The following is a 22122-nucleotide window of genomic DNA, read 5'->3' as shown; positions in this document are numbered from 1 at the left end:
GTCGCCCCGATGATGGACTGGATCCACAGTCCTTAAAAATATATATAATTCAGTGACATGTGGTGTTTTATGTTTCTAATGTTGCACTTTCGTGGCATGTGGCAGGTGTTTCGGTTTAACACGGGTTGCATTTGCTGAAGCCACCATCAGTAGACAAGGTGAGGCGTCAGATATAATTTCAGGTTTGCGGTGTCAACTTGATGGATCAGGGGAAGGCATGGAGCGTCTAAGGACGGAGACCATCGTTGATGGTTTCCTGAACAGCTGTAATTCAGATCTGGCAACAAAACTTCAGGCCGACGTTGTGACAATCGTCACGCCTATGGCTCCGCCATGGGATGACGTCGTCCGATTAGCAATTGAGGAACTGGCAGAGCAAGCATCGGAAGGTGGGGAGCCTTTGCCTAAGCTTGCGGTTGTGCTTGAGACTGGCGGCGGCTACATAGAGACCGTTGAGCGAATGGTTCGAGCCATGCGGCAGCATTATTCGGAGGTTGTGTTCATCATCCCGAATTACGCATACAGCGCCGGAACAGTTCTTGCATTGTCTGGTGATGACATCCTGATGGACTATCACTCAGTTTTGGGGCCGATCGACCCTCAATATTCAGCAAGCGGTGGAGACTACGTTCCTGGCATGGGTTACCTTGCCAAGTACAAGGAGTTGGTGCACACGATCAACACTGCTTCTGATGCAGGAAACGTTCGCGCTGAAATCTCATATCTGATTGAGAAATTTGACCCGGCGAAACTCTTTCACATTGAGCAAGCAATTGAGCACTCAAAATCCTTGCTCAAGGAATGGTTGCCTAAGTACAAGTTCAAAAACTGGAACTCACGAGACACTTCTGGTGTCCAAGTGACAGATGCGAACAAGCAGGAGCGAGCCAATGAGATTGCCGAAATTTTGGGCGATGCTCAGCGCTGGCATTCACACGGTCGAGGCATCACATGCGACGATCTGGTCAGTGAAGAAATTAAGCTAAAGATCACCAACTACGGCACCGATGTAGATTTGAAGCGAAGCATTCGCAACTACCACAATTTGTTGGTCGACTACATGGGAAAGAAAAGTTGGCCGGCGGCAATCCACACCAAGCTCGGCATTCGGATGCCATAACCAAAGGTAATGATCATGAACGTTGTTAACCAGCACGAAGAGGTTCTTCGTAGCGTCCGTAAGAAGGCTGAGGAACTAGGGAGCCTGGGACGTGAGTTGGAAGCGTCTGCTCAAGCCCGCGGTGTTGTCAGGGATGTTGCCAAGGGCGAAAGCTCGGGTATGTACAGACAGCCATACACGAGTACACCGGACTTCATTGGTGAAAGATGGAGTGCTTGATATAAGCTGAAAAAGCCCCGCGAAAGCGGGGCTTTTTCATGATGCACGCTGCAGCTTTTGCCACTGCTTCGTAGCTTCGTCGCGCTGCCCGTCGATGTAAGCGGCCAGCACGTCCGCAGCTACGAGCCACGGCGACTTCTGGCTTCCCAGGCGGAAGACAGGCACTGGCAGCGACTGGCGCGCAGCGCGCTTGTTCGCTTCCTCCGGCTTCATGCCGAAGTGATGGCAGCACTTCTCCAGGGGGATGTGCCCGGTTCCGAACTCGGCCAGCAGCAGGAAGACGGTAGTTGTGGTCATGGTGCTTTCCTTTCAACCTGCGCAGCGATCGCTTCGTAGCGCTCTGCTTCTGAGATGTAGTGCTTTACCCGCTCGTCGCGGACTGTGGGTGGGAAGTTGTAGGCAAGCTGCGCGTGTTCCGCTGCAACCCGGTTGGCGGCTGCCATGCGCTGTGCGCTGTGATCGAAGATGTCGAGCTGACAACGGTCGCTTCTCATGCCGCCATCCTTTCGTCCTGCAACACGGGATCTAGATTTGCGCGGGCTAGCGCTGCTATCGGTGCAGGGCTCACGCTGTTGCCGACCATGCGCACGGCGGCGCTGGTGGTCAGCGGGCTGCCGTTGGCGGTGCGGTCGATGATGTAGTCAGGCGGGAAGCCCTGGGCGGTGAAAAGCTCCCGGGGCTTGAGCATGCGCAGCCGGATGTCGGTGATCACGTAGGGCGTGGCGCCGATCATCACGGTGACCAGTGCCATGCGATCGCGCGTGGTAATCGTATCCAGCGGGTCGCGAACGTCCAGGGCGGTGCCGTTGCCGTAGTAGTTGATGAGGAAAGCGGCCACGCGCAGTGCGCCGGCTTCCTGCTCGGGCGAAAGCTCGGCCACATCGGCGGTCACCAGGCGCTGCTGGCTTCCGCTGGCGGTGATGGTGCTGACAGGTTTGCGCAGGTCGTGGCCGCTGTTGTCGGCAGCGAACCCGCCGTTGGCCTGCTCGAGGAAGGCGGCCATCAATGCGAGTGAATGAGCAGCGCCCGCGGGTCGTTTGCAGGCGCCCCCTGCGGTGATCGTCGGCAAGGGGGAATGGACCGGTTGGCCAATGCTGTCGCCCTTGAACTTGACGAGCGCCGGCGCCACCACCGCAAAGTGCCCGCCCTTCACCCCAGCGCACTGGGTACGCAGCGGCTCCTGCGCCGACCAGATGCGGCCGCCGTTGCCGGCGTTGGCAAACTCGGTGAGGAAGAATGGCTCGGCGGCATCTATGACGTGTCGCTTCAGGCCCTTGGCGATACGGCGCATGGTGGCGTCGGCCAATGGGCGCGGCCGATCGAAGATGGAGCGGCCCAAGTCGCTGAAGTCGATGCTGTCAGCGGCGGTGACAAGCTTCTTCAGGCCGTGCGCCTTGCCGTGTGTTGGGCTGGGCCAGTGGATCGGCTGGCCGTCGCGTCTGGCGAGCAGGAACAGCCGCTCGCGGCTGGTGCCGGCGCCGTAGTCGCTGGCCACCAGCTTTCGCCATTCCACTGCATAGCCCAGCGATTCCAGCGCAAGCACGAACTGCCGCCAGGTACGGCCGCTGTGGCGCTTGTCCGGGATGAGCTGCTGGATTTCCACCGGCACCCGCTCGCCGGGCTCGGCCACGCTGCCGTCCATGCGCAGCACACGGCCGGTGGCCTTGCAGCGCTTGGCCACCAGCGGCCCCCACGTGAGGATCTGCCACACGTTTTCCATGCTGATGATGCGCGGCACGGTGTTGCCGCCGGCGCGCTTGTCGGCTTCCAGCAGCTGGCCCACCCACTTGAGCACCACCCACGACAGCGCCCGCGTCTTGCGGCTGCGCGGCTGGCCCCCTTTGGCCTGGCTGAAGTGCGTGCAATCGGGCGAGGCGTGGAACCAGCCGATCTTGCGGCCGGCCACGTCCACGCGCGGGTCCGCATGCCAGATGTCCTCGCGGTGGTGTTGCGTGAGCGGGTGGTTCGCGGCGTGCATGCCGATGGCCTGCTCGTCGTGGTTGTAGGCCAGTGCGGGATCGATGCCCAGCGCCTGCTTCAGGCCTTCGCTGGCGCCGCCGCCGCCGGCGAACAGATCCACCACAATCTCGCCCGGGCGCAGCCGGGACATTTGCGGCAGCGGGAAGTTGAAGCGCAGGGAGCCGTCAGCCATCACTTCACCCCCTGCGGGCGGGCGGCGGTAAGTTGCGCGATAAAATCGGGCCACAGGTGTTTCCAGAAGCCCAGCGCCTGAGGGTTCACGACACTGCCGAACGGGCCGCCGCAGTCCAATAGATGGCGATGCAGCCATTTGCAGTCCAGCACCATCTGATGCCACTCAAACTCTGTGCTTACGCTCCAGAAGGCGTTGAATGCCTCGCGGGCATCCTCCTTCGACAGGTCCCCGTCGCGGCGCTCGCGGAGCAATTCGGCTTTGGCCTGTGCCACGGCGGTATCGCCGCAGAACACGGTTGCATCGGAACCCCACAGCTTGCCGATCAGGTATTCGCTGTTGAGCTTGGATAGGAACCACGCGGCCGGGCCGCCCATGCTGCTCCAGTAGTGGCCGACCACACCGAACCCGGTGTTGCAGGTCAGTTCGCACCAATAGCTCTTGCGGTCACCTTCGCCATCGACACCCTCGCGCAGGTAGAACGACCCATACTCGCCGTTGTTGCGGACTCGAATGTGTAGCACCTCCGGCGCGGCGCGCAGGGCGGCGGCGATGGCGGCTAGGGCTGCTCGGTCCGCAGAGAAAGCCTCATCAACAGCGCCGTCGTATATCCCTGCTCTCTCATACTCCGCCGCCAGCAGCTCCCTGGCCCGCTGCATGTTGTCAGTCATGGCGCACCTCACTGAGTACAGTCACGACCACGTCAACGCGCGCAAGTGCGAAGCCAACGCGCAGAATTCCGTCGTAATCGACATCTATCCGCTTTGCGACGACGCTAATTGATTCGTCGGCGGACTCGGAGAGCGTGTCCAGCATCGGATCGCCTGCATGATCCGTAATCGCCCACATGCGCTTACGCATCAGACACCCCCGCGCCGTGGCCGCCCCGGCCGTGCTTACAGGTGCCGATGCAATCGCATCCCCCGGATAGCGTGCAGCCACCCACCTCGGCGCTGGTGACCTGCATGGCGGAAGTCTTCCACGGCATGATTTCACGGCGCAAAAAATCCCCGTAGTCGCCCTCACCACGGTTGTAGAAATCGATCCACTTCTGATACTCGCCCGCCATTGCCGCGTTCGCGAGCGCATCGCTGCCGCCCTTGGGGCTGGCGGCAATCACAGGAGCTGCAGCTCGTTCCAACTTGAGGATCTGCTGTTCGCGTTCCGCCACGCGCGCGGCCAGGTCCTCCACATGCGCCGACAGCGGGCGCACAAAGATCGCGGTCGGGCCGTCTTCGGTTTCGGCCTTCATTGCCAGCCGCCACTCGCCGACCATCGGCGGATCCGGCTGCCATGCTGCAAGCCACGAGCACACATCGAAGTCTGGGGCTTCTATGTCATCCGGGAATTCCTCTGAGACAACGAAAGCCTGGAACCCTTGGGCCTCGATCAGTGGGCGGATGCTGCGCTCGTCGTCATCAGGCCATACAGGCAGGTCCGCGTGGTAAACCACGTAGTCGTTGACGCCATCCATGACTGGCATAGCTTCCGGGCGGTACAGGCCGCGCCACGGGTCATCGATGGCAGGCGCTGCGGCGACGGGGGCGGCGATACGGGCAGCAGCGCGGGAAACGGCCTTCGCCCAGCCGTCATGCTCACCGAACCGGCCCGCAATAAACACTTGAACAGCGCGGAGGATTTGCACGTCAGCCAACGCCTCCTGCGCTGCGGCGGGCTGCTCGTTGTGTGCGCTCATGCGTTGTGTCCCTTCGGGTTGACGGTGGGCCGGCGGCCTGGGAATGAGGTGATTGGCTCGTCGAAGTTGTTGGGCAGCACTTCGGGGCGTTTGCCGGTGCGGGCCATCCATTGCTCGATGGTTTCCGGCTGGATGGTTGGTACCTCTTTCGACGTGGTGGTTTCCCCGGCGATGCGGGCAGTGGCGGCAGCCAGACGGGCGATCTGGGCGCTCTGCTTTTGTGCGCGCAGCTGGGCGCGCTTGAGTGCCTCACGCTGGCGGGCATCCCGCGCAAGCTTCTGCTGTGCGAGGCGCTGCTCACGGGCGATGCGGCGGGCCTCGGCGCGCTGCAGCTGTTGCGCTTGTCTCGCAGCCTGGCGTTTCAATCGGGCGGCGGTGCGCTTTGCGTTGTTGCCGGCCGGCTGATGGCGAGGTGTGGCAGTGGGCTTCGCGTCGCGCAGCCAGCGGTAGCGGAGTGGTCGCCCTGGAATGCGCTCCAGCATGCCGTCGCGCGCCTGGTTGTGGATGATGGAGTACATGCGCACGCGGCCCACTTCCGGCGACAGACCGAGCGCGGTGTAGATCTCATCGGCAGAGGCGGTGCCTAGTTGCTTGACGATCTGGCGCACGCGCTCGCCAATGGATCGCTTGTCGGCAGCGGTGTCGTCACGCCATTTCATATAGGCGGCTTCTGCGTTTTTGTAGGCGGTGGCTTGTCGCTCGGCCCACATCTGCCCACGTGGGCGTGGCGCGACGGAGATGTTGCGCTCCTGCGGCTCGCGCAGGATGCGCCAGCGCAGAGGCTTGGCACCTTCGGAGCAGGTAACAATTCCGTCCTGCTTCATCGCGCGCATGGTGGACCGCACGGCGGCCCGCGTGTAGCTGTCGGTGATCCCCATGGCGAGGCAGATTTCATCGGTGGTGCTGGGCCCATTGGCACGGAGCACGGCGCGGATACCGGCAGACCGATTGGTGCCGCCGCGAATATCGGCCGGAGTGAGGTTGAGCGCGGTCATGCGTCGCAGCCCTTGCCGATCTCGCCGCGGCGGCCATCGCCGGCGGCGGTGAAGTCGCGCCAGTGCACCCAGCCGCGCTGTGGGCAGTGGAAGCCCCATTCCCGCAGGATTGGCGTGGTGATGAAGAGCGTCCAGCAGGGAGATGGGCCGTTGCTCAGTGACTCCCATAGCTCCACTCGGTGCGCAGCACGGGGGCCGGACAGCTTCAGGTTGCCGCGGGTGCGGACAGTGCGCTTGTGGATGCCACCGGCGGCGATGGTGTGCTCGATGTAGCTGCCATGCAGAAGGAGCGACGCCCAGGCCCATGGGTGATCATGCAGGGCGCGTTCGTCATCGCTGCGCAGGAACTTGTGCAGGTACACGTTGGGCAGGCGCATGCTCAGCCACACGGCGAAACGCTGCCAGCGGGTGCGCTGCGCTTCGTCGATATGCCGGTACCAGCCCCGCCAAGGGGTGAGATACCAACGCAGCAAGTACGCGCCGGCGGGATCGTCGGCACCGACGATGAAGTCGGGTGGGCGGCGACCGGCGATGCGGGTGATGAGGAAGGTGGAGATGCTCATGGCATGGCCCCCGTCAACCTGGCAAGGAGACCTGGCTTTTTCACTTCCTCTGGTGAGGAACCTGGCTCATTGGCCGGTAGTGCTCTTTCAAGAGTCTGGATATCGATCTGGAATGCGGGCCCATTGGCAAAGCACTGCGCGATCAAGTCAGGCAGTGCGGCTTTGAGCGCAGCGGGCATGTCGCCGTAATGTACGCAGTGGAGTGTTCTGAGGATTTTGTAGGCGTCCCCTTCTTGGTGGATATTCAACATCGACGCGATGCGGTCGATGGTGCAGATATCGAAGTACCTGCCAGCCAGCATCTTGTTCAAAGCTGTGACAGCGGCCAATTGTTTGATGTCGGTCATGCCTGCAGATCCTGTGCAGCGGCTTCACCGGCCAGCGCGATGTAGGCGGCGCCGTCCTGGTAGTCGTCGGGGTGGTGTGTGCCGCCCGCGGCGCGGGCGAGCTTCAGCAGGGCCATGAACTGCCAGCCCTGCACTTCGGTGAGGGAAGTGCCGTGCATGGCGTTGAACGCAGCCACGGTGCGGGCCATGGAGCGCTCGCCGGTGGGCTGGTCACGCAGCGCGGCGCGCTGGGCGATGTCGTCGGCGGCTGCGGTGAGGATCTGGGGAGCGGTGGGCGCGGTCATGGTGTAACCATCCCCGCCGCCTTCAGCAGCGCCTTGTTCAGCACGTAGTAGTTGCCGCGTGCTGCAATCTGCGGGTGTGCGTTGTTGGTCAGTACCAGGCAGTCGTAGCTTGGGAACGGGCGGCTGCCGTCCCAGTCGTCGACGATGCGCTCCATGCCGAAGTGCTGCCGCAGCTGCTCAGCGTGAAGGGTCTTGCCGCTGCCCTTGGGGCCAAAGACGATGACGGAGCGTTTCACGCAGCCACCGCCTTTTCATTGCCGGCGAGGGTGAGCTGCTGGGCCATACCCACGCCGCGCTCGGTGAGCTTCACTGCGCGCGGGAATTCCGGGTCGTCGAAGGCGACCAGGCCTGCGTTGTCCAGCCAGTTGATGGCGCGCCGGGTGAAGACTTCCACGGTGACGGCCTTGCTGGTCTTGACCTGCACTGGCGTGCTGACGAATCCGCCGCGGGTGCGGCGCAGGGTGTGTCCCTGGGAGGCGAATGCGGCCAGTAGGGCGCGCTTCGCGACGGGTTGGAGGTGCATGTGTGGCTCCGGAAAGTTTGGGCGGGCGCGGACTATTCGGTGACGGGCGGCGAATTGGGGCGCAGGAACCCGATACGGCGGCGTCGCAGTGCGCGCCGCCATCGCTTGATGGCGTAGACGACAAGGGCCAGCCACGCGGCGGCGAACACCAGCAGCAGCGAGTGGGCGCTGGTAACCCATGCGCGGTGGATGAGGCACGACAGCACGCCGAGCGCGGTGCCGATCCAGAACAGGGCGACAAGATCAGCGGTCTTCATGCCCAGGCTCCCAGCACTGTGACGACGCCGGCGCCAAGGGCGAATGCCACACCCGCAATCAGCCCCATCAGGACCATGTCCTCGCGGGCGCGCCGCTTCAGCTCGCGCTCAAGAGCGTCGCTCATGCAGCACCGCCGGGCGGGTTTGGCCTGCTGGTGCTGCGGCGCTGTATGGACAGCTGCAGCAGCTCGCCGACGACATGGTTTCCCTGCTCGCCATGGCGCTGGGCTTCACGGATGCGCGCGAAGGCCTGGGCATCGCTCACTCCGGCACGGGCGGCGAACTTCCGTGCGGATTGGAAGGTGTGCAACGTGTAGATGTCGGCGCTCATGCGCGGAACTCCCTTACTTTGACGCCCTGGCGGTCGAGCCAGCGGCAGGCGCGCTGCAGGGCGCGCGGATTGAGTGCGAAGCGGGCACCGCCCACATGCAGGGTGCTGGTGCGAGCGGTGACTCGCCGGGCAACGCTGACGGCAACCTGTTTCGGCGCACCGGCAGTGCTCTGGCCGTAGCGGCCAGCCCACAGAAAGCCGGCGCAGACCATCAGCACCAGGGTTTCCCCGCCATGGCCGGTGGGGAAGTGTTCTTCGATGGGAAGGGTGTTCATGCCGGAACTCCGCTGGTGTTTGCAGCGCTTTGGTGAGGCGCTGCTGCCGCGTTGTGTGTGCAGCGCTCAATGGCATCGGCACGGTCAATTTCGGCGGCGATGTAGCGCTCGCAGAGTTCCCGGGTGGTAGGTGCTTCGATCGCGGTGTAGCCTCGCTCGGCGACACGGCGGTGATGCGCCTGGGTGTCTGCGACGACGCGATCAAAAGCACGGTCGGCGGCGAGCAGGTCGCTCAGTGCCAGGGCGTCCAGCTCTTCGACGGTGGCGTTCGGATCGAAGGCGCGAAAGTCGTCGATGGCGTTGTGATCGAGCACGCGGGCGCGGGGCGTGCCATCAGCGGCATTGAAGCGGTGCAGGAAGATGCGCGTGCTCATGCCCGGGCCTCCGCCGCGGTGTCGCGGGCGAATGCTTCAGCCATACGGCTGGCCACGCCCATGCGGCGGCTGCGGCGCTTCTGGTTCTTGCTGTGTTCGCCAGCACTGCGCCCGCGCAGCAGGATGGCGCGGCGGTGTTCGCGGGCGGCTACGTAAAGCAGGCAGTGCAGTGCGCGCAGCGGCAGGGAGGCCGGTGCGGATACGTCATTTGCGAGTTGCTGCGTGCTCATGGCGCTCTCCGGAAGAAGGAGGGCGCCGGCGGGTCAGTTCGGCCTGGGGAGTGGCCTGCTACCGGTCAGGGGGAGGGGCCGGCAGGGTGACGACCCGCCGGTCGCCCACCAGCTTTGTGGGCTGGCGGGGTCGATAATACGCAAACGAATAGCCAATGCAATACCTAAACGAATAATTTTATGCATAAGCCCTCAATGACACCTGTCCACGCGTGTGCGTGGATCAGCATCGCGGTGGAAATGGCTTCACTCGGAAGGCTTGGGGGTGTACTTCTCTTCGATGCGCTCTTGCCTCAGCCTGCGCTCTTCTGCGCACTGCTGTCTGGCCGATGCCATCTGTGTAGCAGCGGCGCTGCGTTCGGTCGCGATGGATTGATTGAGGCCGGCAATCTGAGTGTGTATGCCGCTGGCAAATGTAGCGCCGGCAAGATTGTTCTTTGCAGTAGCGAGTTGCCTGTTGAGGCCCGCGATCTGCTGCTGGTAGCCGGCCACTCGCTCGTTCGATGGGTTGTTGATTGATGAGCTCGCATTGGCCAGGCAGCCGCGCTCGGAGATGGCGGAATCCGACAGGTCAGTGGACTTGAAAACCGCGGCCCGAGTCTGAACTTCAGCGTCAGTGATAGTGGCCGCCTTGGTGCCGCGTATCTGCATTGGTTTGGCAGTGCTGTCGCATGGATCTTGCGAATAGACGGTTTCCCCAGACTTCCCTTTGCACTTGAAGACTTGAGAATGGGCGGCCGGAGCCAGCAACAGTGAGGCGACAATTGCAGCGGCGATCTTCATGTATAGCGTCCTGGCTTTTCAGAAGTGACTTGTGATTGTGGCGTGCTAGAGGCCGCCTCGACCACTCCGGTCGATTACGCGGCCAATAACCTGGATCTGCTCGATCTCGTGCGCGTCCAGGTACTCGTCCGGGTACTGCGTCTTGTCCAGATTGTCGCTGACCACGCGAAGACGGCCATCGCTGGTGCGATACAGGCGCTTCACTTTGACGTCTGGATAGGCGCCGCCAGTCATAAAGACGTACACGCGGCCATCCATGATGTCTTTGTCGGCGGTATTGACGGCAATGCGATCACCGTGGAACAGCGTGCGCTCCATACTGTCGCCGGTCACCTTCATGACGCGCACGTTGTGTGGTTTAGCACCCACTTGTTTGAACCAGTTGAGCTGGTAGGCCATGCGATAGCTGGTTTCGACGAACTCCGGAACCGCGGCACCGTGGCCGCCGGACACCACCACATCGACCTCGGCAACGAGCACTTCGCGATCGCCGTCCAGATCGTCTGCACCGTCGAACGCACGCACCTGGTATGCCGGGATGCGGTCCCCGACACGGCCAGTGGGCGCATCAAGGTCGGGTAATTCCGTGCGCAGCTGTTCGACCGTGATACCGAAGAAGTCGGCGAGTGGGCGCAGGGTGCCGTCGCGTGGGTCGGTTGATTTGCCGCTGATAACGCGATGAATAGTGGGCTGGGGGACGCCCGTCTCCATCGCCAGTCGGTTCTCGCTGATCCCCTTGCGGGCTATCAGGGCGCGCAGGTTGTTCGCCACTTTATTCATTTACGAATTGTCCCGAACAATACGCAGGGCAAATAGATCGTTTGCGTATTGCGCTAGCTATTCGTTTGCGTATAGGATGCGCGCCATGACACCTCAAGAAGCCGTCCTCGCTTTGGTTGCTGCCGGTTGGTCCGAATCCCGCATATCCCGGGAGGCCGGCACTTCGCAGCCAACCATTCATCGCATCAAGCGCGGCGCGATGCCCCGTGGCCCGAGCTTTGCCGTATCCCAAGCCGTGATCGAGCTTGCCGAGCGGGTGGCCCAGGATTCTGATGTGGCCGCCCAAGAGACCAGCCCACCCGCGCGCCGAAGTACGGCCGACGCGGCGGCGCCGGCCGAGGCAACTGCAACTGTTCCCGTGAGCAAGGCCGCTTAGATGGCACGCCATATCGAACCGCTGGCTGATGACCTGGGTAATGCCGAGATCAGCGCGTTGCTCGACGAGCCCCTGATTGATGGCGCTGCCGGTTTCGAACCGATGTTGACCAGCGACCAGTGGGCTTCCCTTCTCCAGCAGCGCCGGGCCACAGGCCGGCCGCTGCATCTTGACGAGGTTCGTTGATATGCGCCGCTTAAACACTGTGAAGACCCTGCGGTTTGCGCTGGCGACCCTGCTGTTGGGCATTGGCATCGGGCTTCTGATTGCGGGCGGCATTGGCCGGCTGGAAGAAGACCGCGACGACAGCGCCCGGACCGGTTCGGATATCGAACTGGCGAAGGACGGTGAAGCGCAGCGGGAGCGAGCGGTTGGTCATGTCTCAGCATGCTCCCCGCAACGAGGGCTTTGCGCATGAAGGACGTCCGTCAGTTTCTGCCGCCGCGGCAGTCCGTTGTCTACGGGCACACGCGCCGCATGCTTGATGCAACGGCAATGAATTACACGTCGTTTGCGATGCTGGTGGCGGAGAGCTACCTATTGATGGTGGCGCCCGACGTGAGGCAGGTGAAGCTGCGCACGGGCGAGGGCACCGAGTTGATCAAGGCGATGGAGAACAACGCCCAGGTGCTGAGGCGCTATATGGATGGCACAGTTAAGACGCTACCGGTGGACCTTGAAGATGCGTGGGTATGCAGCCTGCCGGAGCCGTTTCGAAGCGATTGCGAGCGTGACCTTGCGCGACGGCGCGGAATGCTTTCCGTTCGCTTGCCGGATTGTGGCGAATGCGGGCAGACAACTGGGCTTGCAACATTGGTGCAGGACTTCGGCGAGTTGATGACGGCACTTGCGCCGGCCCTTACCGACGGGAAGATCGACAGTGGTGATCGCCCGTACGCGCGCAAGATCCTCGACAAATCGGATGATCTGATCAGCGCTGTTCTTGCTCAGCGCAGACCGGTGCAGGCGTTGCTGGATGATGGCGGGGTGGGGGCATGAGGCGGTGCATAGCCCATGCAATCAGGGCGCTGATTCGGCGGCAATGGAGGCCAGCTGATATGCCGGCCTGCCGTGCACAGATCGCGGCTGCAGCTGCAGCGCTTGAAGATGAGCCAGGCCTGCAGGGCGACGACGCTCTTGCACTGCGTGAGCAGATGAAGGTGCTGGCAGCAACGCACAGGCAATCATCACGGCCACTAACCAACGCTACATGCGTAACGCACGAAGCGTTACATGATGCGAAGAAATGTAGCGCAACCGCAATGCCGGCCCTGGCGATCACCCGCCACGCTCGCGGAAGGTGGGCTGACTGATGGCTGCGTGGTTGAAGATGGGTGTAGACCTTCCGGAGAAGCCGGAAGTGTGGCAGATAGCATCACGCTGCTCGCTTGATCCGGATGCTGTCGTTGGCAAGCTGCTGAAGGTGTGGCGGTGGTTCGATTCCCATACCGAAAACGGTAACGCTGCTGGCGTTACGGTTTCGATCATTGATCACGTAGCAAGCGCTACAGGTTTCGGCGAGGCAATGGTTGCTTGCGGGTGGCTGGATGCATCGGACGATGGGTTGACCTTGCCAAAGTTTGACCGGCACAACGGAGAAACCGCCAAGAAACGGGCACTTACGGCAAAACGCGTTGGTGCGCATCGCGGAAAGGGTAACGCCGTCGGTAACGATGCGAGCGTTACGGAAGGCTTACCTAGAGTAAGAGAAAGAAGTAATACCCCCATAGCCCCCAAGGGGGCCGATGGAATTGATTCAGGCAAGGGCAAAAGCGGTAAACGGATGACGTGGCTGGAGTTCGCCGCGGCGTGTGCCGATGCCGGCGAGGACCTGCTGCCCGAGGGCCATGCGGTTTTCGGTTATGCCGAACGGATCGGGCTTCCGGTTGAGTTCATCGGTTTTGCTTGGGCCTGGTTCAAGGCGCGGCACTCGGACAAAAGGCAGGTGGGCGTTCGCGGTTGGAGGCAGGCATTCAGCAATTGCGTCCGGGAGAACTGGGGCAAGCTGTGGTGGGATAACGACGGCTCTTGGGAGCTGACGACCGCAGGGAAGCAGGCGCAGCGTGAGGCGCAGTCACAGGCGGTGGCGGCGTGAGCGGCGACGTTGCTGGCGGCATGCTTCGGCAAGCGCCTTGCGCAATCGACGCGGAACAGGCGGTGCTGGGTGGCGTGATGCTGGTGAACGAGTCGCTGGCGAAGGTAGGCGACTGGCTGAAGCCGAGCGACTTCTTCAACGCGCTGCATCAGAAAATCTATGCGGCAATGCTGGAGATGGCGGCATGTGATCCGCCCCGGTCGATTGATGCGATCAGTCTGGCGGACTGGCTGGAAGAGCACGGGAACGGCGATGGCCGTGAAGGCGGAAGCTATCTGATCGAATTGTCGAGCACCACGCCAAGTGCTGCGAACGTTGTGGCATACGCAGAGATAGTGAAGTCGAAGTCTGTGCAGCGGCAGCTGATAGGAGTGGGCCGTGAACTGATAGACCGTGGGTACTCGCCGCAAGGTGAGGACGTATCTGTAATCGTCGCCGCAGCGACGACAGAGCTTGCTGGACTGGCGGGTGTCAGGCAGGGATCGGTAAAGCCGGCAAAGCTGGTGGGCAAGCGTTGGTATGAGGCGCTGACTGAGCGATTCAACAATGGTGGCCAACTTCAGGGCCTCGCCACACCGTGGTCGAAGTTCAACACGCTCACCAATGGCCTGAAGGCTGGCGAGCTGGTTGTAGTTGCAGCACGCCCGGCGATGGGGAAGTCGGCTTGGGCCGTCAACGTAGCTACTTCGGTGGCGATGCGAGGACAGCGGGCGCTGATCTTCAACCTGGAGATGACGGACACAGCGATCTACAACCGCGCTGTAGCATCCCTGACGGATGTACCGTTGAGCTGGCTGCAGAAGCCTACCGATGACGAGGACTCGTGTTGGCAGCGCGTGAGCGTGGCAGTGAAGAGCCTCAATGAGTCTGGGCTGTTGATAGATGACAGCCCGGGATTGAGCATGCCGCAGATTGCAGCGCGCTGCCGGCGTGAGCGCATGAAGGGGGCGCTCGGCTTGATCGTCATCGATCACCTGCACCTGATCCCGTTGCCGGGTAAGACTAAAGAGTCAACCGAGATTGGTGACATCTCCGGTTCTTGCAAGCGTCTGGCGAAGGAGATGGGCTGTCCGGTGGTGTTGTTGTCTCAGTTGAATCGCGGGCTTGAAGGGCGCACGAACAAGCGCCCACGTATGAGCGACCTGCGCGAATCCGGGGCGATTGAACAGGACGCGGACCTGATCGTGTTCCTCTATCGCGATGACTACTACTCCCAGCAGGATGGCAAGGTAAGCCAGCTCGCTGGAATGGTGGAGATGATCATTGCCAAGCAGCGCGAGGGAGAGACTGGAACTGTGTGGGCGCGTAACGCCCTTGCGTTCGGCCGCATTGATGATTTCGATGGAGCCGCGCCGCATATCGCAACGGCTGTAGATGGCAAGAGTGGTGGGGGGCTGAACTGATGGCGTTGGTGGTGATGCCGTCTCCTCGTGTTCCACGGGAATCCAGTCTGGCGCGGGGTGTGTCAAGCCGTTCATGTTCGAAGGGCAGTCGGGCCGTTCAGGTTCGCGGGTCCTCCCCCGACCTGTCGGTTACGGGTAATCAGCCGCGCAATCCTCCGCTAGTCACAGGGGTTTTCGAAGGGGGTTATGTTGATGCATGACCTGACCTCGCCCGTGACTCAGGCGCGATTCGGCGACCTGGTAGGCATCACCCAGCCGGCGGTCAGTGAGCTGGTCCGCCGCAAGATTCTCCCAGACGGTGCCAGTGCCGATGAATGGCTGCTGGCCTACTGCGATCACCTGCGCGAAATGGCCGCAGGCCGTGGCGGCGAGAGTGGCGCAGAGCTTGTGGCCGAGCGTGCGCGCCTGGCTCGCGAGCAGGCCGACAAGATCGCGATGCAGAACGCCGTCACCCGCGGCGAGCTGGCCCCGGCCTACGTGCTGGAGGAAGTTCTTTCCCGGGCTGGCGCTCGCGCCGCGCGGTTGCTGGAGACAATCCCCGGCACGCTCCGCCGGCGACTGCCGCAGCTGAGTGGCGACGACATAGCTGTAGTCACCGGCATCGTGGCCAAGGCCCGCAACCTCGCCGCATCGCTAAAGCTGAGCGATGTTGACGCTGATAGCGATGGCGTCGTTGTCGACGATGTTCCTGCCTCAGCGGGTGACGACGAATGAGTCTGCTCACTGGCATCGATCCGCTGCAGCTGCAGGCCGTTGAGCGTCACTTGGTACGCGGCCTATCGGCCTTTGCCGCGCAAGAGCCGGTGACGTTGGAGTGGTGGGCCCGCGAGAACTTCTACCTGTCCGCCGAATCCAGCTACGTGGAACAGTCGTGGACGCCGTGGCCGTTCCAGCGCGCCATGATGGCGGTGATGAGCAACGACGATGTCCGCTTCGTCGATATCAAGAAGTCCGCCCGCGTCGGCTACACCAAGATCCTGCTGGCGCTCATCGGCTACAACGCCGAGCACCGCCGCCGGAATCAGGCGCTGTGGCAGCCGACCGACGATGACGCCGAGGACTTCGTGAAGTCCGAATTGGAGCCGATGCTGCGCGACGTGGAGGTCATGCGCAGCGTGTTCCCCATGTACCTACAGCGGCACAAAGACAACACGCTGCAGCAGAAGAAGTTCATCGGATCCATGCTGCGTGTGCGTGGTGGTAAGGCAGCGAAGAACTACCGCCGGATCTCCATCGACACGGCGATGCTCGACGAACTGGATGCCTTCGATGGAGACGTCGAGAAAGAGGGCGCACCTGACTTCCTGGCCGGGAAGCGCCTGGAGGGCGCAACCTTCCCGAAGCTGATCTGTGGCAGCACCCCGAAGCTCAAAGGCTTCAGCTTGATCGATCGCCGCTTCGATCAGGCCGACGAGCGATTCACGTTCCAGATCGAATGCCCCCAGTGCCACGATCATCACCCGCTTACGTGGGGCGGGAAGGATGAGCCGCACGGCTTCAAGTTCGAGCGAAATGAATCCGGTGATCTGATGGGCGTGTATCACCTGTGTCCGCACTGCACATTTCCGCTGCAACAGGCCGACTACCTCAATGCCGCAGAGAACGGCGTATGGATCAACGAGCGCGGCGATGTATGGCTGACGGATGAGGGCCGCTTCACCACGCCAGCCGGTGATCCGGTAGCCGCACCAGCTCATGTCGCGCTGCACGTGTGGACGGCCTACAGCCCCACCGTGTCCTGGCTGTCCATCGCGCAGGACTTCTTCGCCGCATACGCCAAACAGCAGGAAGGCGACGACGCGCTGATGAAGGCCTTCGTCAACACCACGCGAGGTGAGGCGTGGGAAGGTGAGATCGAGCGTACCGATGCCGATGAGCTCAAGGCCCGTGCAGAACCCTTCCCGCTGCGGCACATGCCGCGCGATTGCCTGCTGCTGTTGTGTGGTGGCGATACCCAAGGCAACCGCCTGGAGTTCGGTGTGTGGGGTTTTGGCCGCGGCGGCCAGGTCTGGACCATTGATCACCGCGTGTTCTTCGGCAACCCAGCGCAGCAGGCGGTGTGGGATGAGGCGGAGGAATTCCTCCGCACCGCCGAATACACCCATGCCTGTGGCCGTAACCAGCGCATCTACGCCACCGGCATTGACTCTGGCGGCCACCACCCCGATGCCGTCTATGCCTTCGCCCACAAGCTCAGAGGCCTGCGCGTGCATGCAATCAAGGGCGCCAGCGGCCAGGAGCGCGCTATCGACAACGGCAACACTCGCGTCGGCTACCGCTGGAACGGAAAGATTGAACGCAACGGCCCGGTGCTATGGCACGTCGGCACCAACATTGCGAAGGATCGCTTCCAGTCTCGCCTTGAAGTCACCGTGCCCGGCCCGGGCTATGTCCATTTCTCAAGCGAGCTGAGTGACGAGTGGTTCAAGCAGATGGCCAGTGAGGTGCGCGCCACTCGCCGTACCAAAGCGGGCAGCGAAAGCCGCTGGACACCTATCCGCAAGCGCAACGAAGTGAAGGACTGCTGCACGTATGCAACCTGGCTGGAAGAGCGGCTCGATCTGTGGTCGCCGCGCAAGGCGAAGTGGTGGGATCAGCTGGAGCAGCAGGTTCAGCCAGACAACGATCTGTTTAGCGCTCCAGCGCAGGTTCCAGCTCCGGTAATGACGGTGCGTGATCCATCCCCGCCCAGCATTCCAGTCACTGCAGCAATCGTGGATTCCCGTGGAACACAACATGACGACTTCGGCTCCAGCCGTTGGAGCAGCCGCCTATGAGTAATTCGCGTGACATTGATGCCGTCGACCACCTGCGCCGCCTGGTGGTTCGGGGCATCGTTGAACAGACCGGCTTGAATGAAGAGCACGCCATGCCGTACGCCACAGCCGTGGTGATGGTGTTGCAGACAGAGTTCGGTGGCGAGCGCATCCACATTCCAAAGCCAGCTATGCAGGCTCAGAATCGACCGCGACAGGATGTGATCCGCTCCGACCTTGAGAGAGGCATTCATTGGCGAGTTGTCTGTCGGCGGCACGGTATATCGCGCACCGCGCTGTTCCGGATGTTCCCTGGTGGATTGCCGAAAGCCTCATGCGCAGCCGGCGAATAGCGTGGTTTGCAACAAACAGTCCCACCTTGTGGCAAAGACTGGGACGCGGGATTTTTAAGCCGTTGATATTCAACGGGTGAAATGCGCTGGAGTCCCACTGTTCTGGTAACAGGTGGGACGGCTGAATCTTCAAGCTATGCATCATGAAGACGGCCGCACAAACCATGCTCGACACCTACATCGCCGCCGAAGTGGCGGTGCTCAGTGGTCAGTCGTTTCGGATTGGTGAGCGTCAGATCGCGCGCGCCGATCTCGCCGAGATCCGCGCTGGTCGTCGCGAGTGGGAAGCCCGTGTGCGCACTGAGGCCAATAGCGGTAACCGCATGTCGGTGGCCTTGGCTGACTTCCGGTGCCGCGAATGAATCGGCTGGATCGCGCCATTGCCACGGTGTCTCCCGGCTGGGCAGCGAAGCGGGCGCATGCCCGCATGAAGATTGCCGCGTACCACTCTGCATACGATGCAGCGGCGCCTACGCGGCTGCGTGATTCGGCGAAGGACTTTGGTTCCGGCAACACCGTTGTTGCCAGTGGTGCCGGGCGCATCCGGACCCAAGCGCGTCACCTGGACCGCAACCACGACATCGTGGTCAACGGCTTCAACCAGATGGTGCAGAACGTCATTGGGCGCGACGGCATCGGCATCGAGCCGCAGCCGCGCGACGCCGCTGGCAACATCGTTGAATCCCTGGTCGACCAGATCACGCCACTGCTGCGTGACTTCTGGAAACGCCCGGAAGTCAGCTGGTGCCACGACTTCGGCTCTGCGCAGCGCTTGATGGCCCGCACGTTGTTTCGCGACGGTGAGTGTCTGTATCAGGATCTGATTGGCCCCGTGCCCTACCTGGACCACGGCACCGTCGTGCCCTACAGCATCGAGATGATCGAGCCGGACATGATGCCGCTCGATCTCAACGACGCCACCCGCAACATCATGCAGGGTGTGGAGCGCAATGCGTGGGGGCGGCCCATTGCATACCACCTGTACAAGCAGCATCCGGGTGACCCTAACGTTCTGATGCCGCAGCTCAAGCGCGTGAGCGCGGACTTCGTGCATCACGCAAAAATGGTGGACCGCATCGGCCAGGTGCGCGGCGTCAGCATGCTGGCGTCAGTGCTCACCCGGCTGGACGACCTGAAGGACTACGAAGAGTCCGAGCGCGTCGCCGCCAAGATTGCCGCCTCCATGGCCGCTTTCATCATCAAGGGCGATCCGCAAAGTTACGGCGAAAACGAAGACAAGCCCAACGGCCGCCGCATGCGCTTCCAGCCGGGCATGGTGTTCGATGACCTGGTGCAGGGCGAAAGCGTCGGCACCGTCGACACCAATCGTCCAAACCCGAATTTGGAAACCTACCGCAACGGTCAGCTGCGCGCTGTCGCCGGCGGCATGCGCGTTTCGTTCTCCTCGCTCTCAAAGAACTACAACGGCACGTACTCCGCTCAGCGGCAGGAACTGGTGGAGCAGTACGGTGCCTATGGCGTATTGGCCTACGAGGTCATCTCACAGATCGTGCGCCCCATCTACGAGCGCTTCATCCAGGCAGCCATCGCATCCGGTGAGCTTGTCATTCCGGCGGGTGTGTCGCGCGCCAGTGTTGCCGATGCGATGTTCATGCCGCCGGTGATGCCGTGGATCAACCCGGTTCACGAAGCCACGGGGCTGCGGATGATGATCCGCGCCGGTATCCGCTCGCTCACATCTGTGATCAGCGAGCGGGGTGGACGGATGTACGACACGCTCGAAGAAATCCGCAATGAGCGGGCGTGGGCTGCTGAGCTGGGCATCACGCTGGATAGCGATCCGGGTCAAGTGAGTGACTCCGGTGTTGCTCAGGCGGCGCCAGCGGAGCCGATCAACACCGCAGTTCCTGAGGACACCCAATGAACCACCTCCACCCTCACCGGCTGCACGCCGGCATCGCACTGGTGCTGGCCGCCACATTCGCGTTCGACAACGTCGGCCTCGAAACCATCGCGCCGGATTCCAAGGGCAAGTCGGTGCTCGCACTCAACACCACCACGGGTGGTGAAGCGGAGCTGCTGATCTACGGCCCCATCGGCGACTACTTCTGGGATGAAGGCGTCACCGCCATGAGCGTGGTCGAGCAGCTGGCTGGTACCACCGCCAGCTTGATCAACGTGCGCATCAACTCCGATGGCGGCGTTGTCACCGATGGCTTGGCCATCTACAACGCGCTCAAGCAGCACCCGGCCACCATCAACGTCACCGTCGATGGCGTGGCCGCCAGCATCGCCAGCCTCATCGCCATGGCTGGCACCACCCGCCGCATGCATGCCAACACCATGATGATGGTGCACGGCCCGCAGGGTGGGGGCTGGGGCTTCGCCGGTGATCTGCGCGATCGCGCAGATGCCATCGACGTGTATGGCCGCTCGATGTTGGAGAGCTATTCCGCCCGCGCGAAGAACCCGGCCGACATCGAGACGATGCTCACCGACCGCAAGGACCACTGGCTCACCGCCGCCGATGCAGTAGCGCTCGGCCTGGCAGATGAGGTCATTCCCGACGTGCAGCCCGAAGCCGTCGACCGCGTGGCAGCCGCCGCGCTGCTGTCGTACGTCTCGGCCATCTCCAGCACGCAAGGCGAAGTGCATGCAGCGCTTCGTCAACGCATCCAGGCGACCACCACGGCGTCTGCTTTTGCCTCGCTCAGCGAGGGACACCAGCGGGCCGTCGTGGCCCAACTTGAGGACTCCAGCATGAAACAGCAGTGCCAACTGATCATGGCGCAGGCGGGCACCGCTCCGGCTGCTGCCCCCGCCGCTACCGCAGCCCCCGTGGTCGCGGCCGCTTCCGCAGCAGTGCCTGCTCCTGCGGCGGTGCCGGCCCCGCCCGTTGCTGTCGGTATCGCGCCGACGGTGAGCGAAGTGCTCGCCGCCATGTCGGTGCGCGCCCAGTCCATCCGCACCGTGTTTGCGGGCTTCCGCGATGTTGCCGGCGTTACCGCGCTGGAGAACGAATGCCTCGCCGATCACACCATCACGGCCGAAGCCGCGCAGGGCAAGTTGCTGGCCAAGCTGGCATCAGGCGGGCAGCCGCTCAACGGTGGCTTCAACCAGCAGATCAGCGATGTGGTCCCGGAAGAAGACAACCAGCGCCGCGCGCAGGTCAATGCCTTGCTGTCGCGTGCCGGCGTACTGACCGGCGATGCCGCGGTGCAGGCGCGTGACGGCAACCCGTTCGTTAACGCCACGCTGCTGGGCCTGGCCGAGCAGTCGCTGATCCGCGCTGGCGTCAACACCCGCAGCATGGACCGTGAAGAGATCGCCCGTCGCGTGCTGGCCGTGCAGACCACCAGCGACTTCCCCGTGCTGCTGGAAAACACGCTGCACAAGATCCTGATCGGCGCCTACAACCTGCAGGCGTTCACCTGGAACCGCTTCTGCTCCACCGGCACCCTGTCCGACTATCGCCCGCACAACCGCTACCACCTGTCGTCGTTCTCTGACCTCAAGGTTGTCAACGAGGCTGGCGAGTACGAAAACGGCGTGCTCGGTGATGGTGAGAAGGAAACCATCAAGGGCAGCCGCAAGGGTCGCATCCTGCAGATCACGCCCGAAGTGCTGGTCAATGATGACCTGGGCTCGTTCGTGCGTATCACCACCGCCCTGGGCCAGGCCGCCGGCCGCACTATCGAGAAGGACGTGTACGCCCTGCTCGCCTTGAACAGTGGCCTCGGCCCGGTGATGAGCGATGGCAAGACGCTGTTCCATGCGGACCACAACAACATCGCCGCCGCCGGCGCCGCGCCGAGTGTCGATGCCTTCGATGCTATGCGCCAGCTGATCGCGATGCAGATGGACCCGGGTGGCAATGACTACCTGGACATCTCGCTGTCGCGCTTCCTCGGCACTGTGGCCATGCAGGGCAAGGCCGCACTGGTCAACAACGCCGAGTACAACCCGGACGTCAGCAACAAGTTCCAGTTGCCGAACATCGCGCGCAACACCTTCACCGACATCATCACCTCGCCGCGCCTTGGCACTGGAAAGGCGTGGTACGGATTCGCCGATCCGGGCATCGAGCCGGTCATCGAGGTGGCATTCCTCAATGGTGTGCAGACCCCGGTGCTGGAGCAGGAAACCAATTTCCGCACCGATGGCCTCAGCTGGAAGGTTGTTCACAAGTACGGCGTCGGTGCGGTCGGTTGGCGTGGCGCCGCTCGCAACCCGGGCGAGTAATCGAAGA

33 protein-coding genes are annotated in these 22122 nt (G+C 62.6%); 12 read left to right on the top strand and 21 right to left on the bottom strand.

Annotation, left to right across the window (positions count from 1 at the left end; all coding sequences use genetic code 11):
- Nucleotides 1–217 precede the first annotated feature (217 nt).
- Nucleotides 218–1120, top strand: a complete 903-nt coding sequence (locus tag ACVOMH_RS15250) for an SDH family Clp fold serine proteinase (protein WP_481552523.1) — start codon at nucleotides 218–220, stop codon at nucleotides 1118–1120.
- A 255-nt stretch (nucleotides 1121–1375) separates the two neighbouring features.
- On the opposite strand, the gene ACVOMH_RS15245 is transcribed toward ACVOMH_RS15250, so the two are convergent.
- The 20 genes from ACVOMH_RS15245 to ACVOMH_RS15150 all read right to left on the bottom strand — a co-directional run bounded on the left by ACVOMH_RS15245 (nucleotide 1376) and on the right by ACVOMH_RS15150 (nucleotide 10929).
- On the bottom strand, nucleotides 1376–1636 hold the full coding sequence (locus ACVOMH_RS15245) for a pyocin activator PrtN family protein (RefSeq protein ID WP_481552522.1): 261 nt from the start codon (nucleotides 1634–1636) through the stop codon (nucleotides 1376–1378).
- On the bottom strand, nucleotides 1633–1833 hold the full coding sequence (locus ACVOMH_RS15240) for a hypothetical protein (RefSeq protein WP_481552521.1): 201 nt from the start codon (nucleotides 1831–1833) through the stop codon (nucleotides 1633–1635). The genes ACVOMH_RS15245 and ACVOMH_RS15240 overlap by 4 nt, the downstream gene beginning before the upstream one ends.
- Nucleotides 1830–3491, bottom strand: coding sequence for a DNA cytosine methyltransferase (locus ACVOMH_RS15235; protein WP_481552520.1), 1662 nt, complete (start codon nucleotides 3489–3491; stop codon nucleotides 1830–1832). Before ACVOMH_RS15235 ends, ACVOMH_RS15240 begins: the two co-directional genes overlap by 4 nt.
- On the bottom strand, nucleotides 3491–4162 hold the full coding sequence (locus tag ACVOMH_RS15230) for a phiTE_072 family protein (protein WP_481552519.1): 672 nt from the start codon (nucleotides 4160–4162) through the stop codon (nucleotides 3491–3493). The genes ACVOMH_RS15235 and ACVOMH_RS15230 overlap by 1 nt, the downstream gene beginning before the upstream one ends.
- The gene (locus ACVOMH_RS15225; protein WP_481552518.1) at nucleotides 4155–4352 is read right to left on the bottom strand and encodes a hypothetical protein; all 198 of its coding nucleotides are present in this window, start codon (nucleotides 4350–4352) and stop codon (nucleotides 4155–4157) included. The genes ACVOMH_RS15230 and ACVOMH_RS15225 overlap by 8 nt, the downstream gene beginning before the upstream one ends.
- Nucleotides 4345–5187: a hypothetical protein gene (locus tag ACVOMH_RS15220; protein WP_481552517.1), complete on the bottom strand. Its 843-nt coding sequence runs from the start codon at nucleotides 5185–5187 to the stop codon at nucleotides 4345–4347. The genes ACVOMH_RS15225 and ACVOMH_RS15220 overlap by 8 nt, the downstream gene beginning before the upstream one ends.
- A complete protein-coding gene (locus tag ACVOMH_RS15215; protein ID WP_481552516.1) occupies nucleotides 5184–6182 on the bottom strand; it encodes a hypothetical protein in 999 nt (332 codons plus the stop codon). The genes ACVOMH_RS15220 and ACVOMH_RS15215 overlap by 4 nt, the downstream gene beginning before the upstream one ends.
- Complete coding sequence (locus tag ACVOMH_RS15210) at nucleotides 6179–6745, bottom strand: hypothetical protein (protein WP_481552515.1); 567 nt, start codon at nucleotides 6743–6745, stop codon at nucleotides 6179–6181. The genes ACVOMH_RS15215 and ACVOMH_RS15210 overlap by 4 nt, the downstream gene beginning before the upstream one ends.
- A complete protein-coding gene (locus ACVOMH_RS15205; RefSeq protein ID WP_481552514.1) occupies nucleotides 6742–7092 on the bottom strand; it encodes a hypothetical protein in 351 nt (116 codons plus the stop codon). Before ACVOMH_RS15205 ends, ACVOMH_RS15210 begins: the two co-directional genes overlap by 4 nt.
- On the bottom strand, nucleotides 7089–7376 hold the full coding sequence (locus ACVOMH_RS15200; RefSeq protein ID WP_481552513.1) for a DUF6378 domain-containing protein: 288 nt from the start codon (nucleotides 7374–7376) through the stop codon (nucleotides 7089–7091). Before ACVOMH_RS15200 ends, ACVOMH_RS15205 begins: the two co-directional genes overlap by 4 nt.
- Nucleotides 7373–7612, bottom strand: coding sequence for a hypothetical protein (locus ACVOMH_RS15195; RefSeq protein ID WP_481552512.1), 240 nt, complete (start codon nucleotides 7610–7612; stop codon nucleotides 7373–7375). The genes ACVOMH_RS15200 and ACVOMH_RS15195 overlap by 4 nt, the downstream gene beginning before the upstream one ends.
- Complete coding sequence (locus ACVOMH_RS15190; protein ID WP_481552511.1) at nucleotides 7609–7899, bottom strand: hypothetical protein; 291 nt, start codon at nucleotides 7897–7899, stop codon at nucleotides 7609–7611. Before ACVOMH_RS15190 ends, ACVOMH_RS15195 begins: the two co-directional genes overlap by 4 nt.
- Nucleotides 7900–7931: 32 nt before the next feature.
- Complete coding sequence (locus ACVOMH_RS15185; protein ID WP_481552510.1) at nucleotides 7932–8156, bottom strand: hypothetical protein; 225 nt, start codon at nucleotides 8154–8156, stop codon at nucleotides 7932–7934.
- Nucleotides 8153–8281 carry a hypothetical protein gene (locus ACVOMH_RS15180; protein WP_481552509.1) on the bottom strand — a complete coding sequence of 43 codons (129 nt, stop codon included), beginning with the start codon at nucleotides 8279–8281 and terminating at the stop codon, nucleotides 8153–8155. The genes ACVOMH_RS15185 and ACVOMH_RS15180 overlap by 4 nt, the downstream gene beginning before the upstream one ends.
- Nucleotides 8278–8487 (bottom strand): hypothetical protein, encoded by a 210-nt coding sequence (locus ACVOMH_RS15175; protein ID WP_481552508.1) that lies wholly within the window; start codon nucleotides 8485–8487, stop codon nucleotides 8278–8280. Before ACVOMH_RS15175 ends, ACVOMH_RS15180 begins: the two co-directional genes overlap by 4 nt.
- Complete coding sequence (locus ACVOMH_RS15170; RefSeq protein ID WP_481552507.1) at nucleotides 8484–8762, bottom strand: hypothetical protein; 279 nt, start codon at nucleotides 8760–8762, stop codon at nucleotides 8484–8486. The genes ACVOMH_RS15175 and ACVOMH_RS15170 overlap by 4 nt, the downstream gene beginning before the upstream one ends.
- Nucleotides 8759–9136, bottom strand: a complete 378-nt coding sequence (locus ACVOMH_RS15165; RefSeq protein WP_481552506.1) for a hypothetical protein — start codon at nucleotides 9134–9136, stop codon at nucleotides 8759–8761. The genes ACVOMH_RS15170 and ACVOMH_RS15165 overlap by 4 nt, the downstream gene beginning before the upstream one ends.
- Nucleotides 9133–9366 (bottom strand): hypothetical protein, encoded by a 234-nt coding sequence (locus ACVOMH_RS15160; RefSeq protein WP_054657756.1) that lies wholly within the window; start codon nucleotides 9364–9366, stop codon nucleotides 9133–9135. Before ACVOMH_RS15160 ends, ACVOMH_RS15165 begins: the two co-directional genes overlap by 4 nt.
- Before the next feature lie 246 nt (nucleotides 9367–9612).
- Complete coding sequence (locus ACVOMH_RS15155) at nucleotides 9613–10149, bottom strand: DUF4124 domain-containing protein (RefSeq protein ID WP_481552505.1); 537 nt, start codon at nucleotides 10147–10149, stop codon at nucleotides 9613–9615.
- Nucleotides 10150–10194: 45 nt separating this feature from the next.
- On the bottom strand, nucleotides 10195–10929 hold the full coding sequence (locus ACVOMH_RS15150; RefSeq protein ID WP_481552504.1) for an XRE family transcriptional regulator: 735 nt from the start codon (nucleotides 10927–10929) through the stop codon (nucleotides 10195–10197).
- Nucleotides 10930–11014: 85 nt separating this feature from the next.
- On the opposite strand from ACVOMH_RS15150, the gene ACVOMH_RS15145 reads away from it, so the two are divergent.
- Both ACVOMH_RS15145 and ACVOMH_RS15140 read left to right on the top strand, forming a co-directional pair.
- Entirely contained in the window at nucleotides 11015–11305 is a 291-nt protein-coding gene (locus tag ACVOMH_RS15145; RefSeq protein ID WP_481552503.1) for a helix-turn-helix domain-containing protein, read from the top strand.
- The gene (locus ACVOMH_RS15140) at nucleotides 11306–11491 is read left to right on the top strand and encodes a hypothetical protein (RefSeq protein ID WP_481552502.1); all 186 of its coding nucleotides are present in this window, start codon (nucleotides 11306–11308) and stop codon (nucleotides 11489–11491) included.
- Nucleotides 11492–11501: 10 nt separating this feature from the next.
- Here ACVOMH_RS15140 and ACVOMH_RS15135 read toward each other — a convergent pair whose 3' ends face one another.
- Complete coding sequence (locus ACVOMH_RS15135; protein WP_481552501.1) at nucleotides 11502–11684, bottom strand: hypothetical protein; 183 nt, start codon at nucleotides 11682–11684, stop codon at nucleotides 11502–11504.
- A gap of 35 nt (nucleotides 11685–11719) precedes the next feature.
- On the opposite strand from ACVOMH_RS15135, the gene ACVOMH_RS15130 reads away from it, so the two are divergent.
- From ACVOMH_RS15130 to ACVOMH_RS15090, 9 genes are all read left to right on the top strand, one after another.
- On the top strand, nucleotides 11720–12304 hold the full coding sequence (locus ACVOMH_RS15130) for a hypothetical protein (protein WP_481552500.1): 585 nt from the start codon (nucleotides 11720–11722) through the stop codon (nucleotides 12302–12304).
- A 313-nt stretch (nucleotides 12305–12617) separates the two neighbouring features.
- A complete protein-coding gene (locus tag ACVOMH_RS15125) occupies nucleotides 12618–13400 on the top strand; it encodes a hypothetical protein (protein ID WP_481552499.1) in 783 nt (260 codons plus the stop codon).
- A complete protein-coding gene (gene dnaB / locus ACVOMH_RS15120; RefSeq protein ID WP_481552498.1) occupies nucleotides 13397–14803 on the top strand; it encodes a replicative DNA helicase in 1407 nt (468 codons plus the stop codon). The genes ACVOMH_RS15125 and dnaB overlap by 4 nt, the downstream gene beginning before the upstream one ends.
- A gap of 192 nt (nucleotides 14804–14995) precedes the next feature.
- The gene (locus tag ACVOMH_RS15115) at nucleotides 14996–15517 is read left to right on the top strand and encodes a terminase small subunit (protein WP_481552497.1); all 522 of its coding nucleotides are present in this window, start codon (nucleotides 14996–14998) and stop codon (nucleotides 15515–15517) included.
- Complete coding sequence (locus ACVOMH_RS15110; protein WP_481552496.1) at nucleotides 15514–17580, top strand: phage terminase large subunit family protein; 2067 nt, start codon at nucleotides 15514–15516, stop codon at nucleotides 17578–17580. Before ACVOMH_RS15115 ends, ACVOMH_RS15110 begins: the two co-directional genes overlap by 4 nt.
- Nucleotides 17577–17912, top strand: coding sequence for a hypothetical protein (locus ACVOMH_RS15105; protein ID WP_481552495.1), 336 nt, complete (start codon nucleotides 17577–17579; stop codon nucleotides 17910–17912). The genes ACVOMH_RS15110 and ACVOMH_RS15105 overlap by 4 nt, the downstream gene beginning before the upstream one ends.
- A gap of 143 nt (nucleotides 17913–18055) precedes the next feature.
- The gene (locus ACVOMH_RS15100) at nucleotides 18056–18274 is read left to right on the top strand and encodes a primosomal replication protein PriB/PriC domain protein (RefSeq protein ID WP_481552494.1); all 219 of its coding nucleotides are present in this window, start codon (nucleotides 18056–18058) and stop codon (nucleotides 18272–18274) included.
- Nucleotides 18271–19797, top strand: a complete 1527-nt coding sequence (locus ACVOMH_RS15095; protein WP_481552493.1) for a phage portal protein — start codon at nucleotides 18271–18273, stop codon at nucleotides 19795–19797. Before ACVOMH_RS15100 ends, ACVOMH_RS15095 begins: the two co-directional genes overlap by 4 nt.
- Nucleotides 19794–22115 carry a ClpP-like prohead protease/major capsid protein fusion protein gene (locus ACVOMH_RS15090; protein WP_481552492.1) on the top strand — a complete coding sequence of 774 codons (2322 nt, stop codon included), beginning with the start codon at nucleotides 19794–19796 and terminating at the stop codon, nucleotides 22113–22115. The genes ACVOMH_RS15095 and ACVOMH_RS15090 overlap by 4 nt, the downstream gene beginning before the upstream one ends.
- The last annotated feature ends 7 nt before the right edge of the window (nucleotides 22116–22122 follow it).

The sequence above is a fragment of the Stenotrophomonas sp. STEN013 genome, from assembly GCF_056760355.1.
The sequence above is the reverse complement of the archived record's forward strand: the minus strand, read 5'-3'. Positions and strand labels throughout refer to the sequence as shown.

Bases quoted from the DNA above. Each gene is read 5' to 3' on its own strand.
- ACVOMH_RS15185 (WP_481552510.1), bottom strand. From the start codon at position 8,156: ATGAAGACCGCTGATCTTGTCGCCCTGTTCTGGATCGGCACCGCGCTC.
- ACVOMH_RS15140 (WP_481552502.1), top strand. From the start codon at position 11,306: ATGGCACGCCATATCGAACCGCTGGCTGATGACCTGGGTAATGCCGAG.
- ACVOMH_RS15230 (WP_481552519.1), bottom strand. From the start codon at position 4,162: ATGACTGACAACATGCAGCGGGCCAGGGAGCTGCTGGCGGCGGAGTAT.
- ACVOMH_RS15210 (WP_481552515.1), bottom strand. From the start codon at position 6,745: ATGAGCATCTCCACCTTCCTCATCACCCGCATCGCCGGTCGCCGCCCA.
- ACVOMH_RS15165 (WP_481552506.1), bottom strand. From the start codon at position 9,136: ATGAGCACGCGCATCTTCCTGCACCGCTTCAATGCCGCTGATGGCACG.
- ACVOMH_RS15170 (WP_481552507.1), bottom strand. From the start codon at position 8,762: ATGAACACCCTTCCCATCGAAGAACACTTCCCCACCGGCCATGGCGGG.
- ACVOMH_RS15250 (WP_481552523.1), top strand. From the start codon at position 218: ATGGAGCGTCTAAGGACGGAGACCATCGTTGATGGTTTCCTGAACAGC.
- ACVOMH_RS15110 (WP_481552496.1), top strand. From the start codon at position 15,514: ATGAGTCTGCTCACTGGCATCGATCCGCTGCAGCTGCAGGCCGTTGAG.
- ACVOMH_RS15105 (WP_481552495.1), top strand. From the start codon at position 17,577: ATGAGTAATTCGCGTGACATTGATGCCGTCGACCACCTGCGCCGCCTG.
- ACVOMH_RS15145 (WP_481552503.1), top strand. From the start codon at position 11,015: ATGACACCTCAAGAAGCCGTCCTCGCTTTGGTTGCTGCCGGTTGGTCC.
- ACVOMH_RS15220 (WP_481552517.1), bottom strand. From the start codon at position 5,187: ATGAGCGCACACAACGAGCAGCCCGCCGCAGCGCAGGAGGCGTTGGCT.
- ACVOMH_RS15180 (WP_481552509.1), bottom strand. From the start codon at position 8,281: ATGAGCGACGCTCTTGAGCGCGAGCTGAAGCGGCGCGCCCGCGAGGAC.
- ACVOMH_RS15150 (WP_481552504.1), bottom strand. From the start codon at position 10,929: ATGAATAAAGTGGCGAACAACCTGCGCGCCCTGATAGCCCGCAAGGGG.
- ACVOMH_RS15200 (WP_481552513.1), bottom strand. From the start codon at position 7,376: ATGACCGCGCCCACCGCTCCCCAGATCCTCACCGCAGCCGCCGACGAC.
- ACVOMH_RS15235 (WP_481552520.1), bottom strand. From the start codon at position 3,491: ATGGCTGACGGCTCCCTGCGCTTCAACTTCCCGCTGCCGCAAATGTCC.
- ACVOMH_RS15100 (WP_481552494.1), top strand. From the start codon at position 18,056: ATGAAGACGGCCGCACAAACCATGCTCGACACCTACATCGCCGCCGAA.
- ACVOMH_RS15125 (WP_481552499.1), top strand. From the start codon at position 12,618: ATGGCTGCGTGGTTGAAGATGGGTGTAGACCTTCCGGAGAAGCCGGAA.
- ACVOMH_RS15160 (WP_054657756.1), bottom strand. From the start codon at position 9,366: ATGAGCACGCAGCAACTCGCAAATGACGTATCCGCACCGGCCTCCCTG.
- ACVOMH_RS15155 (WP_481552505.1), bottom strand. From the start codon at position 10,149: ATGAAGATCGCCGCTGCAATTGTCGCCTCACTGTTGCTGGCTCCGGCC.
- ACVOMH_RS15240 (WP_481552521.1), bottom strand. From the start codon at position 1,833: ATGAGAAGCGACCGTTGTCAGCTCGACATCTTCGATCACAGCGCACAG.
- ACVOMH_RS15175 (WP_481552508.1), bottom strand. From the start codon at position 8,487: ATGAGCGCCGACATCTACACGTTGCACACCTTCCAATCCGCACGGAAG.
- ACVOMH_RS15095 (WP_481552493.1), top strand. From the start codon at position 18,271: ATGAATCGGCTGGATCGCGCCATTGCCACGGTGTCTCCCGGCTGGGCA.
- ACVOMH_RS15090 (WP_481552492.1), top strand. From the start codon at position 19,794: ATGAACCACCTCCACCCTCACCGGCTGCACGCCGGCATCGCACTGGTG.
- ACVOMH_RS15205 (WP_481552514.1), bottom strand. From the start codon at position 7,092: ATGACCGACATCAAACAATTGGCCGCTGTCACAGCTTTGAACAAGATG.
- ACVOMH_RS15115 (WP_481552497.1), top strand. From the start codon at position 14,996: ATGCATGACCTGACCTCGCCCGTGACTCAGGCGCGATTCGGCGACCTG.
- ACVOMH_RS15190 (WP_481552511.1), bottom strand. From the start codon at position 7,899: ATGCACCTCCAACCCGTCGCGAAGCGCGCCCTACTGGCCGCATTCGCC.
- ACVOMH_RS15135 (WP_481552501.1), bottom strand. From the start codon at position 11,684: ATGACCAACCGCTCGCTCCCGCTGCGCTTCACCGTCCTTCGCCAGTTC.
- ACVOMH_RS15245 (WP_481552522.1), bottom strand. From the start codon at position 1,636: ATGACCACAACTACCGTCTTCCTGCTGCTGGCCGAGTTCGGAACCGGG.
- ACVOMH_RS15225 (WP_481552518.1), bottom strand. From the start codon at position 4,352: ATGCGTAAGCGCATGTGGGCGATTACGGATCATGCAGGCGATCCGATG.
- ACVOMH_RS15215 (WP_481552516.1), bottom strand. From the start codon at position 6,182: ATGACCGCGCTCAACCTCACTCCGGCCGATATTCGCGGCGGCACCAAT.
- ACVOMH_RS15130 (WP_481552500.1), top strand. From the start codon at position 11,720: ATGAAGGACGTCCGTCAGTTTCTGCCGCCGCGGCAGTCCGTTGTCTAC.